This is a genomic window from Archangium sp. Cb G35, from assembly GCF_001896145.1.
GTDB lineage: Bacteria > Myxococcota > Myxococcia > Myxococcales > Myxococcaceae > Archangium > Archangium violaceum.
The window spans coordinates 261,248-278,704 of record NZ_MPOI01000019.1 but is presented as its reverse complement, the minus strand read 5'-3'; the positions used below and the strand labels follow the sequence as shown (position 1 = coordinate 278,704).

Sequence of the window (17,457 nt, the reverse complement as noted above, 5' to 3'; positions counted from 1 at the left end):
ATGCCGCGCTGCCCGACGTGCCAGAGCGAGTACGCGGAGGACATCTCGTACTGCCCCCGTGACGGCGCGGCGCTGCTGCCCGCCGTGCTGGAGGGCCGCTACCGGTTGCTGTCCCAGCTCGGCGCGGGAGGCATGGGCGTGGTGTACCTCGCCGAGCACCTGGGCCTGCGCAAGAGCGTGGCGGTGAAGCTGCTGCGCGGCGAGCTGTCGCGGGATCCCACCTTCACCCGCCGCTTCGAGCAGGAGGCCATCGCCGCCAGCCAGATCGGCCACGAGCACATCGTCAACGTGACGGACCTGGGCCGCACCCCCACCGGCGAGCTCTTCTACGTCATGGAGTTGCTGGAGGGAGAGAGCCTCGGCACGCTGCTGCTGCGCGAGCGCTACCTCCCGCTGTGGCGCGCGGTGCCGATCCTGACGCAGGTGTGCCGGGCGCTCGAAGCGGCGCACGCGCGCGGCATCGTCCACCGGGACGTGAAGCCACAGAACGTGATGCTGCTGCGGCGGCAGGAGCAGGCGGACTTCGTCAAGGTGGTGGACTTCGGCATCTCCAAGGTGATGCAGGGGCAGCCGGCCAGCGGACTCACCGAGGCGGGCGCCATCCTCGGCACCGCCAACTACATGGCCCCGGAGCAGGCGGCGGGTGGGACGGTGGATGCCCGGGCGGATGTGTACTCGGTGGGAGTGCTCACCTACGAGGTCTGCACCGGTACGCTGCCCTTCCGCGGGGACAACACCTTCGCCACCATGTTGCAGCACCTGGAGGCCACCGCCGAGCCCCCCAGCCGGCGCCGCCCGGACCTCGGACTGCCGCCGGAGCTGGACGCGCTGGTGCTGAGCGCGCTCGCCAAGGACCCGGCCGCGCGCCCCACCCTGGAGGCGTTCCGCGCCGGCCTGGAGGCGCTCGTCCCGGGCCGCGTGCCCCTCCAGCTCACGCCGGCCATGGCCACCAGCCGCGTGCCCGCGCTCCCTCCCGCCGTGTCACCCGCCCCCGCTCCACCCGCCGTGGCCGAACCCATCGAGCCCACCATGGTGTCCACCCGGAGCCTGGAGGCGGTCCCCCGTGCCAGGCGCGGCGGGCTCCTCGTGGGAGGCGTGGGCACGCTGCTGCTCCTCGGCGGCATGGGACTCTGGGCGGCCACCTCGCGCACTCCGGCCGTGGAGCCCCCCGCCGTCTCCGCGCCGGTGGAGGCCCCCGCTCCCTCCGCGCCAGTGGCGGCCCCCGCTCCCGCGGCCGAAACCCCGAAGGAGTCCGCTCCCACGCAGGCTCCGGCCGAACGCCCGCCCGAGGGCGAGCGGCTCGAAGTCCCGCCGAAGAAGCAGCCGCCGCGCGTGAAGCCCGACAAGCCCCGGCCCGGCAAGGTCCAGGACCTCAAGCCCAACCCCTTCTGAATCGACGATGACCACTCGCCACCGCCGCATGTCCTTCCCGGCGCTCCTCGTCGCGCTGCTGCTCGCCCTGGGAGGTACGGGGGCGAGCGCCGCCGAGCCCGGAGCCGCCCGCGCCGCCGCTCGCAAGCACTTCGAGCGCGGAACCACCCTCTACCAGGAGGGCCGATACGCCGAGGCCGCCGCCGCCTTCGAGGCCGCCTACCAGACGCTCGCCAACGGCGTGGTGCTCTACAACCTGGGCCAGTGCTACGAGAAGCTCGGCGATCTCCAGCGGGCCATCGGCTACTACCGCGACTACCTGCGCATGGTGCCTGGCGCGGAGGATCGTCCTCTCGTCGAGTCACTCATCGCCCGGCTGGAGAAGCGCCACGAAGAGGAGCGCCGTCCCCAGGTGACCGTCTCGAGCGAGCCGTCGGGTGCACAGGTTCAGGTGGACGGCGAGGCGCGTGGGGTGACGCCCTGGAGCGACAAGCTGGTGGTGGGCCCGCACCGGCTCGATGTGACCCACGAGGGCTACCAGCCGCTGCGGCGCGACGTGGAGCTGCGGCCCGGCGAGCCCCTCGAACTGCAACTGATGCTCACGCCCCTCCCGAAGAGCGGCGTGGCGGGCGGGCTCCAGCCGGGCCAACCACGGCAGCGCGTCTGGACGTGGGTGGCGGCGGGCGCGGCGGGCGCGGCGGCGGCGGGCGCGGTGACACTCGGCCTGCTGGCGCGCTCGGACTCGAGGGAGCTGCTGGCCCGGCCGCACGAGCGCGTCGAGGCGCAACGGCTGCACGACTCGGCCCTGGGCCGGGCGCGGGCCTCCAACATCCTCACCGGAACCGCGGGCGTGGCCCTGCTCGCGGGCACGGCCCTGTTCTTCTTCGAGGGGAGCTTCTGACGTGCGCGTGTGGCTGACGGTGGTGATGATGGCCCTGGCGGGCTGCAGCGTGCAGGTGACGGGCGCTCCGTGCCAGGACGACCTGCAGTGCCCCAATGCCCAACGCTGCACTCCCGAGGGACAGTGCGTGGCGGGAGCCCGCTCCGGGGAGCACCTGCTCGAGTCCTGCCGCACGGCGATGGAGACGCTCGCCCGGCGCGCGGACCAGTGTTACGGCGGGAAGACCCCGGAGAGCTATCCGCGGCTGGCGGACACGGAATCGGTGTGCGCCTCGGTGGTGGCGAGCGTCGAGGCGGGCCGGCAGGCCTTCGTCCCGGAGCGATTCGGCGCCTGCGTGCGCCAGCTGCGCGAGCTGCCCTGTGGCGCGATGACGCTCGATGACTTCAGCCAGGGCAACCTGCTGGCGCGCTGCGAGGCCCTGGAGTCCCAGGTAACGGAAGGCAACCCGTGTGGCAGCAACCTGGACTGCCAGGGCGGCTGGTGCGACACGAGCGCCGGCTGCGCCTCGGGGGTGTGCAAGCGCTACGTGCCCGCGGGGAGCGGATGTGACGGCGGCGTCCCGTGCCAGCCCGGCTCCACCTGCTCGCTCAACGTGTGCCGCGCGCACGCGAACCTGGGCGAGTCCTGCGCCTGGAGCATCCGCTGCGCGCCGGAAGCCAACGCCGCGTGCGTGGACAACCGGTGCGTCGCGCGCAAGGCGTCCGGTACGTGCAAGAGCGCCGACGAGTGCGAGCCCGGCATGGCCTGCGCGAAGATCAACGTGGACGCGGGTCCGGACTCCCCGCGCGAGTGCCGCACGGCCCGGGGGCTGGATGAGCCCTGCACGCCCGGGGCCTTCGAGTGTGGCGGCCTGCTCTACTGCGAGGCCGCCACGGCGCGCTGCCGTCCCTGGAGGGAACTCGGACAGACCTGTCTCGACCCGGATGGCACGAAGGAGACGGCCATGTGCCTCGGGAGCCGGTGCGCCTTCGGTGCCTTCCTCCAGCTCGTCTGCCAGCAATACGTCACCCCGGGAGGGAGCTGCCTGGCGGACGGAGACTGTGGCCCCACGGGTGCCTGCCGCAACAAGGTCTGCGTCACCACGTGGTGCCGGTGAGCCTCAGCGCGTGGAGTAGGACGCGCTGGAGAAGGCGCAGTCCGAGGACTCCACGCCCCACTTCACCTGCGAGGGCGCGCTGCCATCCAGGAAGGTGGAGCGGAAACGCGTGTCCCAGCACTCGTTCAGCGTGACGGGGCTGGCGAGATCGCCCCCGGTGGCGCGCACGTCCGCGCGGCCCTCGCCCGTGGCCATCCAGCGGCTCTTGATGGTCCAGCGCTCCAGGGCGATCTTGCTCAGATCGAACCAGTGGATGTTGGAGTCGGTGGCGAACTCGAAGGAGCCCTCGCCCCCGGGCACCTGGCTGTAGCGGTAGGCGGCCGTGTTGGGGATGGCCTCCTCGTTGACGAACTCCTTCAGGTCCACGCCCACGGTGACGGCGGCCGTGGGGCTGGGGCGGGCGTAGTGGAAGCTGACCTGGCCCCGCTTGCTGTCCTGGAACGGGAGGCGGGCGGCCTTGTCGTAGTCGATGTCGAAGCGGCCCTCGCCGTAGCCCTTGATGGCCTTGCCGTCCTCATCCACCGCCACCGTGTGCGAGCCGGTGATGACGGCGGCGTACTCGCTGTCCTCGGAGCCCTTGGGCTTGGCCTCCAGGGTGTACTTGAAGGCGTTGGGAGCGGTGCGCACGGCCGTCAGCTTCCAGGTGGTGCGCTCCCAGTCGTTGGTGTGCGGACCCCACACGGCGGTGGTGCCGTTGTCGGAGGCCGGCTCGAAGCCCGCCACGAAGTTGAGCGAGCCGAGCGACCACAGGGTAACGCCGTTGACGACGAGCACCGTGCCGCCGGTGACGAGCCAGGTGCCGGACAGGTCACCCCGGCCCTGCTGCCGCACGGTGGCGGCGCCGTCGTCGATGCGCTGGGAGGCCGTCGAGGGCACGTCCAGCTTCGCCATCTCCTGGCCGGGCAGGCCGTCCTTGAAGGACACCGTTTCGATCTGGGGGCCGCACGCGGCGAGGGAAAGGGAAGCCAGCGCGCCGAACATCTTCTTCATGGGAGTTTCCTCGTGTCTGGGGGTCTCGCGCTCCTCATGAGCAAGGGGCGGACCAACGCCAAACCCGCGAAACAACGAGGCGGCGGCACGAGGGCTGTAGACTCGAGCCTACAGGGGACGCCGGGCCCGTAGGCCGCGGCCAACACCCTACCCCGCGGCCAGCCGCACCTGCTGACGGGACTGGGCGACCTCGGCCGCCGCGGGCAGGGTGACGGTGATGAGGGTGCCCCGGCCCTCGCGGCTCTCCGCGCGCAGCGTGCCGCCCAGGCTGGTGACGATGGCGTGGCTCACCGACAGCCCCAACCCCGAGCTGCCGGGCACCGTGGCGACGAAGGGCTCGAAGATGCGGGAGAGCGCATCGGGCGCCAGTCCCTTGCCCGTGTCCTGGACCTCCACCACCGCCTCGCCATCCTCGCTGGTGTAGGCGGCCACCCGCAGCACGTTGCGCGCGGCGTCCGCCGGGTTCATCGACTGCACCGCGTTGAGCAGCAGGTTGAGGAAGAGCTGGATGAGCCGGGCCTCGTCCGCGTCCACCGCGGGCAACTCGAAGAAGTCCCGCTCCAGCCGGGCCCGCTGACTCACCTGGCCGCGGATGAGCTTCAACGCGTTCTCCAGCACCGGCTGCAGCTCCACCCGCGCCTGGTGCTCCGGCGGCTTGCGAGAGAGCGTCCGCAAATCCTGGACGATGTGCTTGAGCCGCAGCGCCCCCTCGGCCGTCTCGGACAGGGCTTCCATCACCTCGTCCAGCTCCTCGGATACCGCCGCGCCCTGGCCGCGCAGCGACTCGCCCATGCGCTCCAGCTCCTCGCGCGCGTAGGAGAGGTTGGCCAGCATGAAGGCCAGCGGGTTGTTCATCTCGTGCCCCACCGCCGCCGCCAGCGAGCCCAGCGCCGAGAGCCGATCCGCCTGGAGGAGCCGCGTCTCCATCTGCTTGCGCAGCGTCACGTCCCGGGCGAACACCCGCAGGCCCGCGGGATCCGACAACTGCGCCACCGTCAGCTCCCAGTAGTGGCCCGCCAGCTGAACCAGGGGAGCGGGCTCGCCCGCGGGCGCACCCCGCCAGGACCATTGCAGCGCCGCCTGCACCAGCGGGTGCCGCCCCCCTTGCGCCACCATCTCCGGGAAGGCCCTGTGCGCGGCCGGGTTGGCGTAGCGCAGCTCGCCCTCCATGCTCAGCTCCAGCAACGGCTCCGGGTGCAGCAGCGGGAAGGAGGCCAGCCGGTACATGGGCTCCTCCAGCGCGCGCATCCCCGACACGTCGCGCACCATCAGCCCCAGGCGCTGCCGCGTCTCGCCGGGCACCGGCGCGCACGGGGTGATCTCCGCCGCGTACCAGCGCGTCTCGCCGTCCACCTCCAACCGGTACTCCTGCCGTCCGTCCGCCCCGCCATGGCGCACCGCGCACATCAGCGACAGCAACGGCTCGGCCGCCTCCGCCCCCAACACCTCCGTCAGCGTACGCCCCTCGGCGCCGCTCACGTCCCGGCCAAAGGCCCTGCCCGTGGGCGACCACAGCCGCCGGCACCGATCCTCTCCGTCCAGCTCGGCCACCACGTACTCGGCGCTCCGGGACCTACGCGGTGCCGGAACCTGCTCCCGCCCATCCGACGGCAGGACGAAGCCCTCCACCCGGAACGGCCCCATCAGCATCTCCAGGCCGGAGCCATCCGTATTCATCCGCGTGAGGACGGACACCAGCGCGGCGGCATCCGGCTCGGACAGGCGCCGGGTGAGGACGATGCCATCGGCCAGCGTGGGCGCGGTGAAGGCGAACGTCATCAGCCGGGGCTCATCCTCCGCCCCCACGTAGGAGGCCAGGGTGGCGCGCATGGCATGCTCGTCCGCGTGGTTGGAGTAGATGGCCGTCAGGTCCGCCTCTCCGGACAGCACCGCGTGGATCGCCTTGCGGTAGGTGCCCCAGAAGCGCTGCTGGGAGAAGAGCTCGTGGGTGCGCAGCCCCCGCGACTCCAGGTAACGCACCGGCAGCAGGTGCCCCCCGGTGGAACGCGGCGCCACCCAGGCCGCGCGCTTGCCCTGGAGCGTCTCCAGGGTGAGCGGCTCCTCCGAGCGGCATACCAGCGCCGAGTGGTAGTGGTAGCTCCCCGAGCGCACCGCGCGCAGCACCGCCCTCGCCCTCGGCGCGAAGGCATCACACTGCTCGGCCGTGGCCCACGCCATGTCCACATGGCCCGCCACCAGCTCCGCCTCCAGAGCCTCGTACGTGGGCGCGATCTCCACCATCACCGTCCGGCCCAGCCGCTCCGACAACGCCCGCCCAAACAGCTCCACGCGGACGTGCTCCCTCACGTCACCCAGGGCCGGGTAGATCATGAAGCGGATGGGGGTGGTCGGCGTGGTCACGTGCGCTGCCTCCTTTGGATGCCCCCCGGGCCCGGGAGCGGCCCCTATCAACTCCGGCATCCATAGTGCACGATATTTTTAGCTCATTCCACAGAATTCCTGATTCACTGGAATGGAGCGTTTGTCCGACACGGCATGTTTCACCCGGAGTCCGGGCCCAGAAGGCCTTGAAGTCAGAAGGCCTTGAAGCTGGTGATGGTGTAGGTGTCCTTGACACCCGGCAGGGTCTGGATGCGCTCGGTGACGAAGCGGCCGATGTCCTGGTCCTTGTCGAGGTGGAACTTGGCCAGCAGATCGTAGCCCCCGGAGGTGGAGTAGACCTCGGCGGCCTCGTCGACCTGGTCGGCGATCATCGCCGCGGTCTTGTAGGTCTGCCCCAGCTCACACTTGATCATGACGAAGATGGTGTGCACGGGAGGTCACCCTATCACGCGACTTCGGGGAGCGGACCGGAAGCCGGGGCGGCTTCACGGCGGGAGAGCCGCCGCATGGAGGCCTTGCCCACGACGATGTCCACCATCTTGCGCGCGCGCGTCCAGACGCTCTCCTGCACGTAGGGGATGCCGTACTTCTCGCAGATCGCGCGCACCTTGGGCTGCATGCGCTGGTACTGGAGCATGGAGACGTCGGGGAAGATGTGGTGCTCGATCTGGTAGTTGAGCCAGAGGTGGAGGTAGTCGTTGAGATCGCCCCCGGTGCGGTAGTTGGCGCTGCCGATCACCTGCTGGAGGTAGCGCTCGCCCTTGTTCTCCGGCTTGGAGTCGAAGCGGTAGAGGTCCTCGCCGGTGTGGTTGGGCCCCACGACGAGGAAGGTGTGCACGTTGGTGATGACCTCGGCCATGAGCGAGTTGCACAGGGCGTTGAAGCCAGCCCAGGCGCCCAGGGGCAGGAAGAGCGCGGGGAGGACGGCGAAGTTCCAGAGGATGTAGGGGGCGTAGCCGCTGAGCAGCACCTCGCGCCACTCCTCGCGGGTGAGGGGCCCGTTGGGACGGTGCTTGCGGCGCAGCGAGGCGAGCGTCTCGGGGGAGTAGTAGCTGGCGCGCCAGGTGATGGCGAGCAGGGCGAGCTGGAGGTAGCGCAGGGCGAGGGGGCGGTTGGGGTTGCGGAGGGAGCCCTCGGCGTTGCGCTCGAGGAGATCCGGATCCGCGTCCTCGCCGGTGTGCGAGTGGTGGAGGACGTTGTGCTCGTAGACCCAGGCCTCGGGCAGGATCCAATCGAGCCAGTCGAGGAAGCGGCGATTGCCCTTGGCGAAGCCCTTGCTGGTGCGCTCGACGGGGGCACCGGGGACGCGGTCGTAGCCGCGGTGACCCACGTGGTGCATGAGCAGCCAACGGGTGGAGCGGCCGAGCCCCATGGCGGCGGCGCTCAACGGGTTGGGCATCACCCAGCAGGTGGCCAGTCCGAGCACGGAGGCGGCGCGGCCCCAGTTCTCGATCTTCCTCAGGTGGGCGAGGTCCGCCTCGCTGACGGAGGCGTCGATCTCGTCGCGAAGGGCGCGGATGTCGGCCAGGAAAGCCTCCACGTCGACGGTCGAGGGATCGAAGTCAGGGGTGGCGCGGGACATGCGGAGGGACCTCGGGCGGGCGGAACGGAGATGGGGGGCGAAGAAGAGCGGGCCCGCCTGTGCGCGCTCGGGGACCGCACGGTATCCGCAGGGTGGTGGCTCGGGGAAGGCCCTCGCGCGGACCTGGTGCCGGAAGCCCAAGAGGAAACCCAGGAAATGAGGTACGCATGGAGCCCATGCTGGCAGCCCGCCTCTTTCTGGAACCATGAGTTGGATGGACTGCGTGCAAGCACCGGTGGCAGTACAGCCCGTATCGTGCTCGCATCCAGACGCCCACGAGACTGCGACCAGGAGCAGATCGACTGCCACCGGGACTGTATGAAGCGCAAGCCGCCCTACCCTCATGGCGCACGTCGAAGTCATAGCCATATCGAGTACTGCGATAACAAGTGCTTGGAAGAATATATGGACTGCTTGAAGTTACAGAAGCTGGAGGCTTTGAGCTTTACAGCCATTGCCCAGGCTGCGGACTGGCTGAGGCGCCATCAGCGGGAAGTCACGGTTGGCGCCACTGTTGTTGCTGCGGGGACCGCCTTCGTTGTCATTTCCACCGGCGCGGGGTTGATTGTCCTCGCCCCCCTGGTGCTGCTGACATGAGCCTCGACATAGAGGCGGCTTGCAGTGTCCTTCAGAAGCTCCAGGAAAAGTTCGGCTCTCCACCAGGTACGGAGCCGCTCAGGACGGCGGCACTCGCGCTCCATTTCATCTGGGGCAGTGGTCATCTCCACAATTTCGAGGACTATCTGGTGTGTTTCGGGCTGAGCGATTCCCATCCCCTGCCCTCCTTCGATACACGCGAGCAAGCGGTGGCTTCGCTACAGCATCCGATGGATCCTCGAGTTGCACGCAGCGTTGCCATCGCAGGCACTCGATACGCTGTCGGTTACTCGCTCGAGCGCGGAGACCGATTCCTGGTCCGCCTCCCCGAGAGCATCGGGCTGACTACGACCCGTCAGCCCATACGCCCTGTCATCAGCGAAGCCCTTGGCGCACTCCGCCAGGCACGTGCGCATGCCCACTCTCCCGGGGACAAAGAGTCGGTCGATATGGCCTTGCTCGCCATCCATTTCATCTTGGAGAGCAATCAGTCATCCCACTTCGAGAGCTTTCTCGAAAATTTTGATTCGGACATTCCCCGCCCCCCACTCTGTGCCTTCAGCTCCCGGAAGGAAGCCGATACCTGGTTGAACGCCCACCCCAGGCCTCCCCACGGCGCAGGAGTGCACATCGCTGGCGAGCACTACTCCGTGGGCTACGCGCGCGATAGCGGGCTCCGGGTGCTGGTTCGCAGACCTACGCTGGAAGAGCTGGGACTCACCGAGGAGGGAGAGTAACTCCCCTCCAACTCCGACTGACGTCTCCGCTCATTACTTCGATGCCCTGCGGGCTCATCTCCGCCCCGTCCGGACGGGGCTCGGCGAGCTGTTACGTACGAAGGTCTCAACGTGTGGTACCTTCCGGCGCTGCCCAGAAGCCGCTTGACGCCCCACATCATTGATTGGCGGCTTTTCTCGCATTTTCACCTTCAGCGAGGGAGGAAAACCAAATGGGTAACACCCTGAATGCCGCGCGCGCGGCCGAGCTTGCCGCGAATGCCGCCGAGGATGCCGCGAATGCGGCTGAGGACGCCACCAAGAAGGCTGTGACGGGCATCAAAGTCGCCGAGATCAACGAGGCAGGCAAAGAGGTTTCAGAGGGCATCAGCAAGGCCATCGAGGCCATTGAGCTATTCCGGTCGGGCGACACGACGGGTGGCGCCGCGATGGTGACGCAAAGCATCGGCTCGTTCAGCGGAATGTTGGCGCTCGCGGCCCCACCCTTTGGTGCGATGGCCGCCGCCGCGCTCGGAGCGCTCACGTCCTTGATCTCGGCCATCCTCTCGATGATGAGACCAGAGCAGGAGTCGCTCGAGCACAAACTCAAAAAGCTCATCTCCGAAGAGACGCTGAGCAACGCCTACATCGCCATGTCGGCCGGGAAGGCCGAATGGGAGGTGGCGGAGCAGAAGATTTCGCTCCTCGCTGAACAGCGCAAAGCCGCGGTGCGCGAACTCAACAAGACCGGCCTCTCGCCGGAAAAGCGCAAAGAGCTCGAAGCCATCGCAGCCGGCCGGACCTGGGAGTATCTCACGCAGAACATCGGCTGGGAGCGACACAAGGCACGTATCTCGGCGTCCTTCGCGGCCTTGGCCAAGAAGCGAGACATTGCATCGACCGAATGGATGGCCCTCTTCGACATCACGATGGTCTATGCGCAACGCTTCTGGCATTCGTTCGAGAGCATGGCGGGGCTCGTGGGTGGAGTCGATGGTGCCAGCAGCCAGGACGCGATCAACAACGTGGAGATATTCAAGGCTCTGCGGCGCGTGGTGGCCCGGCAGCTTCGAGACGATATCGCTGGCGTGTACTTCGAGATGCAGAACAAGAGCCAGCTTTATAATCTTTGGAAGGGAACTGAAAACTATCAGGCGATCTATCGCCGCATCGGCATGACCGGTCAGAGCGCGGAAGCGAACGAGTCACTCGGTGGCGAAAGCACGACCTTCGCGGTCACCCCTGGAGGGACCCTCTTTGCTTCGGGGTGGACCCACTCGGGCGACGTCTCGACGCCTGTCTATTACGGTCGAGGCTCTGCCAATAGCCTGACGAAGGCCAAGAACACCCCGAACTGTGATCAGGTTTTTCTTGGCGAGCTCAAGGAGCCCGGACAATTCGTCGTGGGCTCCCTCATGGAGCGTGGAACGAAGCTCGCCATCGCCAGCTTCAACGACCTGGACGGAGTAGGCGAAAACAGCCCGCGGGACTGGTCCGCCAATGAGAAGCGGTGGGGACCGTGGCGAACGCTGGATTTCAGCCACGACAAGATCACTGTCCTCTCCGTGGGTTTCAAGGCGGGCAAGGAGAGCTACTACGGTCTTCATGTGCTTGCCTACCACTGGGACAGAAAGGACGTGTGGCTCTTCGACGTCGTCGAACGGCAGGAGGGAAAGCTGGAGCTGACAACGGTCGAATCGACGTATTTTGCCCCCAAGCAGGTCGTAGAGCAGCTCGGCGCTTCAGATGAGCTCAAGAAGCGCTCGACGCCGAGCCATTGCGCGATCTCCTATGGCCCGAACAACACAACGTGGGTACAGGTCGGTACACTGCTCCTCAGCGTGGGCCCGAAGGGTCCGACCATCGAGAAGCTGACTGAAACCATCGATTCTGGAATCCAGGTCAGCCAGGCCCGCGTCTTTCATGACGACACCCTTGTCTGCGCGACGAACAAGGGCCTGTACATGCGCTATCGCTTGAATGGACCGCAGGAGGAGCCCGCGTGGGCTGTCGCGCCCGAGCTTCAAACCGATTGGTTCTGGAAGCAAGGCGCGAACGAAGCTCAAGTTGCCAATGCCTTGCTCGAGCAACTCGAAGGAGTCAGTCAATAGGGACGGTCAGGCGCGCGTGACCACGCGGAGCGGCAACCCGCCGCTCCGCTCCCCAAGGAGGTCTCCCGACGACTGCTTCAGCCCGTGGGGCGCTGCATGGCCTGGAGCAACTCCAGCGCCTCGGTGACGGCCTGCCAGACCTGCATGGCCTTCAGGTTCTCGTCGCCACTCTGCAGCGTCCGCTTCGCCAGGCGCTCCAGCGGCGCCAGTGCGTTCTCCACCAACACCACCTGCCGGCCCAGGTCCGCGGGCAGTGGCGCCGAGGCCCGTTGCGGCGAGGGTACGGGCGCCCGCTCCGCCATGGACTTCACCGCCTGGGACATCTGCTCCATGTACCGCCCCAGGTCCGCCGGCGGCGCGGCCACGGGCGCCGCCACCGGCTGGCGCTCCGCCATCGTCTTCACCGCCTGCGTCAGCTGCTCCATCACCGGGCCCATGTCCACCGTCTGCGCGGGCGCCGCCACCGCGCGCTCGGCCAGCGCCCTCAGCATCTTCGCCAGGTGTTGCAGGTACGGCGTCAGGTCCGGCCCCTGCACCACGGGTGCCGGCGTCTCCTTCTTCGCCAGCGCCAGCAGCGCCTCGCGCAGCGACTCCAGCCGCGGAACCACCTCGGCCACCGGGCTCGGACCCGACGGCTGACGCGTCACCTCCGCCGCCTTCACCACCGCGCCCGCCACTGAACCGAGCTGCTCCTCGATGGCGCTCAGCTGACCCGTCACCCGGGCCACCGGATCGTCCTCCTTCCCGCCCATCCGCTTCACCCGCGCGAAGCCCTGCTTGATCTCCTCCCAGCGCTTCGCCTTCTCCGGCGTCAGCCGCCCACGCATCTCCTGCAGCTTCAGCAGGTTCTGCTCGGCCGCCGTCGTGAGTGTCTGCGACTCGCCCTGGTAGTGATCGTCGATGAGCCGCTCCAGCTCATCGTCCGTCATGGCCGCCACCACCTTCTCGGTGACCTTGCCCATGTTGCGGTAGCTGCCCTGCAACTTGAACGCGGGCTCCGTGCGGAAGCGCTCGTCCTGCGCTGCCGAGGCGATGTACTCCAGGTTCACCTTCAGCAGCACCTCCTGCACACGGAACAGCCGCTGGAACACCGCGACAATCTCCTGCAGCTCCGCCGCCGCGTAGCCGTACGACAGCTCACCGGTGGGCACCTCCTCGCCCTTAGCCATGCGGATGAGCTTGTGGATGTCCCCCGGCTCACGCGTGGCCAGCGGCGCCAGCGCACTGTTCGACGTGAGCGCGTTCTCGATGTAGCTCAGCGCGAACAGATCCTCCTTGCCGTCGAGGATGTCACCCAGGTTGTAGGTGTCGGCGCGGTTGGCGAGCATGTCCGGGATACGGAAGCGATCACCCGTCTCGGTGTACGGGTTGCCGGCCATCACCACGCAGAACTTCTTGCCGCGCAGGTCATACGTGCGCGTCTTGCCGTTCCACACGCCTTCGATCCGCCGCTGGCCGTCGCACAGCGAGATGAACTTCTGGAGCAGCTCGGGATCCGTGTGCTGGATGTCGTCGAGGTAGAGCATCACGTTGTTGCCCATCTCGAAGGACAGGTTGATGCGCTCCACCTCCTGGCGGGCCGTGGCGTTGGGAGCCTCGGACGGATCCAGCGACTTCACCGAGTGACCCAGGGCCGGGCCGTTCACCTTCACGAAGGTGAGGCCGAGCCGGCTGGCCACGTACTCCATCAACGTCGTCTTGCCGTAGCCCGGAGGCGACATGAGCAGCAGCATGCCCATGCGGTCCGTGCGCTTGTTCTCGCCCGCCGAGCCGAGCTGCTTGGCCAGGTTGGCGCCGATGAGCGGCAGGTACACCTCGTCGATGAGCTTGTTGCGCACGAAGGACGTCAGCACCTTCGGCGTGAACTCCTCCAGGCGCAGCCGGCGGCGCTCGCGGTCCAGCAGGTCGCGCAGCAGCGCGCGGTAGGCGTGGTAGGCCGGCACGCGCACCTGCCGGAAGTCGCTCAGGCGGGTGAGGAACTCATCCAGCCGCAGCGGCAGCTTCCGGTCCTGGATGCGCGGGTGCTGGCCGAGCATGCCCGGCACCTCGGTGGAGGTGAGGGCACCGGCCACCTCGCGGTCCACCTTGCGCTCGGTGAGCAGCACCACCGCGGCTTCCACCGCCACGTGGGCCGACGCGCCCGGGCCGCCCTCGCGCCGCGCCAGGTACGCATCCACCCATGCGCGCACGGTGCGCAGCCGCTCGGGGAGGTTCTTCTCCAGGCCGCGCAGATCGTCCTCGAAAGCCGAACGCGTGCCCGCCCTGTCCAGCTGCGACATCAGCGCGTCCTTGAGCGCCACGGCCTCGCCGCTGGTGGTGAAGCGCGGCCTGTCTCCGGCCAGCTCCTCGACGAGGTAGCGCCCGGCGAGCCGCGCCTCCGCGGGGCCACACGCCACGCCCGAGGCCTTCAGGAAGGCGCCAATCCGCTCGCCCGCCTCGGTACCGAGGGCCACCAATTCCGCCGACTCACCGAAGGCCGCGCGGAGCCGGTGCAGGCTGCGCGCGCGCCGGTGGATGAGGGCCTTCTCGTCACCCTCCCCACCGAAGGCCCAGTACAGGGATGCCCAGGCGCGCGGCGTGGGCGCGAAGCGCAACAGCCCCGCTCCCGTGTGCATCGCCAGCAGCTTCTCCAGGATGGCCGCCGCGTCCACGTCGTGGATGCCGCGCTCGTAGCCCTCGTCGTACTTGTCCGCCGAGTACGTGCGCACCTTCTCCAGCAGCCCGCCCTGCTCCACCATCGCCTGGTGCAGCGCCGCCAGCGTCACGCTCCCCTTCCCCTCCTCCGCGTCCAGCAACACCTGCGCCGCGAGGTACTCGGCGCGGTACACCTGGGACGTCTCGGAGATGAGGTGCTGCTCCCACAGCTCGCGGTACTTCTCCAGCTCCGGCTCCTCCAGCTTCTGGGCGTAGTCGGTGCCGGTGAGCTGCAGGTACAGCGCGCCGTCGCGCGGCAGCAGCGTCAAATCCAGTTGCTGGGTATTGACGTTGAAGCGGTGCTTGCCGAACTTGATGACCGGCGCGCCCGAGCCCTCCTCGTAGAGGTCGTTGCGATCGCGCAGCGCGCGCAGGGCGTCCTGGCGCGCCGTCTTCACGCGGCTCTGCACCTCGTCCGAGCGCACGCTGTCCTGGAGCTCGAGGAGCTGCTCGGCGAGCTGCCGCAGCTTGAGCACCATCGAGTCCGAGGCGAAGTACGTGTTGAGCTCGTCCTCGGACTTGAAGGACTTCGCGCGGCGGCTGACGCCGGTGAGGATGCGATCGGCGGCGCCGAAGAGGTTCTGCGCGCGGCGCTGGCGCTCGTCCACCAGGGCCTGCTTCTTCTGGCCGAAGGCCTCGAGCAACTCCTCGCGCTTCTGGGTGAGCTGGCCGAGGAACTCGTCGAACTCGCCGAAGCGCCCCTCCATCTCCTCCAACTGCACGGTGAGGCGCGAGAGTCCCTCGTCACACTTCTCCGGCGAGTCCGCCACGGACAGGGCGCTCTCCACCGACTGGCCGAGCAGCTTGAACTGGGCGCCGAACTCGGCCCGCTTCTCGCGGCCCACCAGCTCCTTGCGCTTGACGTTCAGGCCCGCGCGCACGCGGTTGAGGCGGGAGAACAGCTCGGAGATGCCCTCGAGAATCTTGGCGCGCGCGAGCGGATCGCCCACCTGCAGGCCGCCCACCGTCTCGCTGAGCACCTCGAGGCCCTTGCCCACCTGCTCGATGTCCTCGCCGAGCGGGGCCAGCTCCTGGGTGGTCTGGATGGGCTCCAGCTTCTGCAACAGCACATCCAGGCGCTCGGCCAGCGGATTGAGCGCTTCACCCCGCTGGAGGAACATCACGGCGTCGGAGCTGACGCGGTCGGTCTCCTCGATGACCTGCTTCTCGAGGGCCTCGAGCCGCGCCGTGTCGATGTAGCGGATCTCCTTGAGGGTGATGAGGTGGCCGCGCTGCTTGCGCAGATCCGAGAGGGCATTCATGAAGCCCTCGGCGTTCTGGAGCTCCTCGGGCCGCACGCGCAGGAGCACCTGCTCCTGGACCTTCTGGGCCTCGGTCATGGCCTCCGTGGCGCGCTTCTGCAGCGCCAGCACCTTCTCGAACTCGTCGATGATGAGCTCGGAGGTGCGCCGGAGCGTCTCGATGCCCTCCTGGAGCTTCGTCTCCTCGTGCCCGAGCCAGTAGAAGGCATCGAGCAGGCGGGTGGCGGCGGAGGCCAGGTCCTCGTAGGTGCGCCGCGAGGGCTTGTCCGTCCGGGCCATGCGCACGAGCGTCAGCGCGTCGGAGATACCGCGCACGAGCTCGGCGTTGCCCACCTTGCCCAGGTAGCCGGGAGCGGGAGGCATCTTCGCGGCGTGCTCGGCGGAGACGAAGGGCGTCTGCCACACCTGCATGGGGTGCACGCGGGTGGGCTCGTTGGAGGCGGCGCGGAAGATCACCATGCGCCCGTCCCCGAAGAGGCTGAAGCCGTTCCCGAGCAGCGGGTTCTGCACCTCCTTGCGCACGAGGTTGTACGGGAAGAGGACGTAAGCGCCCTCGTCGCGGCGGAAGAAGACGTAGAGCACGTCCTCGCCGTTGGGCGAGCGGATGGCGCGCTTGAACTGGAGGCCCTCGCCGATGTTCTCGAAGACCTTGAAGTCGCCCGTCTGCAGGTAGTAGCCGCCGGGGAAGACGATGCCCTGATCCTCGGGCAGGCGGATGCAGGCGCTGCCGATGGCGTCGATGCGCAGCACGTGCTGGGTGCGCGTGTTGAAGACGAGGTAGCGGTGCTTCGTCTCGCGGAAGGGCAGCACGCGCAGGAGGATGAGGGCGCCCACCTGGGCGTAGGCGAACTCGGCGTCATCCAGCGACTGATCCGGGTCCTCCACCGGCTCGCGGTAGATGCCCAGGCCGTCCGCGGTGTTGTCCTCCACCTTGATGGTGAGGTCGCCCTTCACCGTCTCGACGAACACCTGATCGAGGATGTTGACGTGGGGGTGCTGGCCCAGCACGTAGTCCTCGCGCGAGGCCACCTTCCACTCGAAGTCATGGGACGGGGGGAAGACGTGATCGCGCTCGCCCTGGTTGTCGATGTAGGTGGCGTTACCCTCCACATCGAGCCCGAAGCGGAAGACCTTGATGTCGCGATCGGACTTGCCCGTCTGGAAGATGGCGAGCAGCCGCGTCTCGTTGCGGCGCAACTGCAGCAGCCGCGCGTCCTTGTAGTACTTGTAGAGTTCGCCGAAGTCCTTGACGAAGCGCGGATCCTTGAGGAATCCGCCGGCCTCGGAGGAGGGAACCTCGGAGAAGTCGAAACCCTCGGCGGTCTTCTCGAACTTGTGCAGCGAGAAGACGTCGGCGACGTTCATCTCCTTCTTGAGGCCGATGAAGACGTTGTAGCCGAAGAGCAGGTACTTCCCGACGCCGACGATGTCGCGCGGGACGCAGTTGTTCTCGGTGCGGACGCGCTCGTTGCCGATGACGGTGAGCTCGGTGCCACCGAAGAGCTTCTTGCGCCGCTCGTTGAGGTCCGTGGCCTTGGTGCCAAGCGCCTCGGCCTGGTTGAGCAGGCGCGCGCGGATGACCTCGTAGCTGCCACCCGCCAGCGTGGCCTCGCCGGACGCGGGGGGGGTGCTTTCAGTTGCCATCTTCAGTTCACCGGGAAAGGGAGGGAACCAGGGATACGGATACCCTCACCCCCGCCCTCTCCCGAGGGGAGAGGGGGAAACACGACTCCCTCTCCCTTCGGGAGAGGGTCGGGGTGAGGGTATCGGGAATCCGTACTCCACACCGCGCGG

11 protein-coding genes are annotated in these 17,457 nt (G+C 68.2%); 6 read left to right on the top strand and 5 right to left on the bottom strand.

Translation table 11 applies throughout. The features are described from left to right. From BO221_RS45715 to BO221_RS45705, 3 genes are read left to right on the top strand one after another with little or no spacing between them, the layout of a single operon-like run. Nucleotides 1–1,392, top strand: a complete 1,392-nt coding sequence (locus BO221_RS45715) for a serine/threonine-protein kinase (RefSeq protein WP_073567220.1) — start codon at nucleotides 1–3, stop codon at nucleotides 1,390–1,392. 7 nt (nucleotides 1,393–1,399) lie between these two features. Beyond that, the gene (locus BO221_RS45710; RefSeq protein WP_073567219.1) at nucleotides 1,400–2,272 is read left to right on the top strand and encodes a PEGA domain-containing protein; all 873 of its coding nucleotides are present in this window, start codon (nucleotides 1,400–1,402) and stop codon (nucleotides 2,270–2,272) included. Between the two features lies 1 nt (nucleotide 2,273). Beyond that, nucleotides 2,274–3,368 carry a hypothetical protein gene (locus tag BO221_RS45705; RefSeq protein WP_073567218.1) on the top strand — a complete coding sequence of 365 codons (1,095 nt, stop codon included), beginning with the start codon at nucleotides 2,274–2,276 and terminating at the stop codon, nucleotides 3,366–3,368. Between the two features lie 3 nt (nucleotides 3,369–3,371). On the opposite strand, the gene BO221_RS45700 is transcribed toward BO221_RS45705, so the two are convergent. From BO221_RS45700 to BO221_RS45685, 4 genes are all read right to left on the bottom strand, one after another. Then, the gene (locus tag BO221_RS45700) at nucleotides 3,372–4,358 is read right to left on the bottom strand and encodes a hypothetical protein (protein WP_073567217.1); all 987 of its coding nucleotides are present in this window, start codon (nucleotides 4,356–4,358) and stop codon (nucleotides 3,372–3,374) included. Nucleotides 4,359–4,505: 147 nt separating this feature from the next. After that, nucleotides 4,506–6,719, bottom strand: a complete 2,214-nt coding sequence (locus BO221_RS45695; RefSeq protein WP_233166554.1) for a PhnD/SsuA/transferrin family substrate-binding protein — start codon at nucleotides 6,717–6,719, stop codon at nucleotides 4,506–4,508. Between the two features lie 173 nt (nucleotides 6,720–6,892). Next, nucleotides 6,893–7,132: an Lrp/AsnC ligand binding domain-containing protein gene (locus BO221_RS45690; RefSeq protein ID WP_073567216.1), complete on the bottom strand. Its 240-nt coding sequence runs from the start codon at nucleotides 7,130–7,132 to the stop codon at nucleotides 6,893–6,895. A 14-nt stretch (nucleotides 7,133–7,146) separates the two neighbouring features. Beyond that, nucleotides 7,147–8,283, bottom strand: coding sequence for a fatty acid desaturase (locus BO221_RS45685; protein WP_073567215.1), 1,137 nt, complete (start codon nucleotides 8,281–8,283; stop codon nucleotides 7,147–7,149). Nucleotides 8,284–8,688: 405 nt separating this feature from the next. On the opposite strand from BO221_RS45685, the gene BO221_RS45680 reads away from it, so the two are divergent. The 3 genes from BO221_RS45680 to BO221_RS45665 all read left to right on the top strand — a co-directional run bounded on the left by BO221_RS45680 (nucleotide 8,689) and on the right by BO221_RS45665 (nucleotide 11,707). Continuing rightward, a complete protein-coding gene (locus BO221_RS45680; RefSeq protein WP_073567214.1) occupies nucleotides 8,689–8,880 on the top strand; it encodes a hypothetical protein in 192 nt (63 codons plus the stop codon). After that, on the top strand, nucleotides 8,877–9,617 hold the full coding sequence (locus BO221_RS54470; RefSeq protein WP_143196064.1) for a hypothetical protein: 741 nt from the start codon (nucleotides 8,877–8,879) through the stop codon (nucleotides 9,615–9,617). Before BO221_RS45680 ends, BO221_RS54470 begins: the two co-directional genes overlap by 4 nt. Nucleotides 9,618–9,829: 212 nt before the next feature. Next, on the top strand, nucleotides 9,830–11,707 hold the full coding sequence (locus tag BO221_RS45665; protein ID WP_073567211.1) for a hypothetical protein: 1,878 nt from the start codon (nucleotides 9,830–9,832) through the stop codon (nucleotides 11,705–11,707). 77 nt (nucleotides 11,708–11,784) lie between these two features. Here BO221_RS45665 and BO221_RS45660 read toward each other — a convergent pair whose 3' ends face one another. Then, nucleotides 11,785–17,307 (bottom strand): DNA repair ATPase, encoded by a 5,523-nt coding sequence (locus BO221_RS45660; protein ID WP_073567210.1) that lies wholly within the window; start codon nucleotides 17,305–17,307, stop codon nucleotides 11,785–11,787. Nucleotides 17,308–17,457 lie beyond the last annotated feature (150 nt).

Excerpts from the sequence above, each read along its gene's own strand:
- BO221_RS45710 (WP_073567219.1), top strand. The coding sequence starts at position 1,400 with ATGACCACTCGCCACCGCCGCATGTCCTTCCCGGCGCTCCTCGTCGCG.
- BO221_RS45715 (WP_073567220.1), top strand. The coding sequence starts at position 1 with ATGCCGCGCTGCCCGACGTGCCAGAGCGAGTACGCGGAGGACATCTCG.
- BO221_RS45700 (WP_073567217.1), bottom strand. The coding sequence starts at position 4,358 with ATGAAGAAGATGTTCGGCGCGCTGGCTTCCCTTTCCCTCGCCGCGTGC.
- BO221_RS54470 (WP_143196064.1), top strand. The coding sequence starts at position 8,877 with ATGAGCCTCGACATAGAGGCGGCTTGCAGTGTCCTTCAGAAGCTCCAG.
- BO221_RS45685 (WP_073567215.1), bottom strand. The coding sequence starts at position 8,283 with ATGTCCCGCGCCACCCCTGACTTCGATCCCTCGACCGTCGACGTGGAG.
- BO221_RS45660 (WP_073567210.1), bottom strand. The coding sequence starts at position 17,307 with ATGGCAACTGAAAGCACCCCCCCCGCGTCCGGCGAGGCCACGCTGGCG.
- BO221_RS45665 (WP_073567211.1), top strand. The coding sequence starts at position 9,830 with ATGGGTAACACCCTGAATGCCGCGCGCGCGGCCGAGCTTGCCGCGAAT.
- BO221_RS45680 (WP_073567214.1), top strand. The coding sequence starts at position 8,689 with ATGGACTGCTTGAAGTTACAGAAGCTGGAGGCTTTGAGCTTTACAGCC.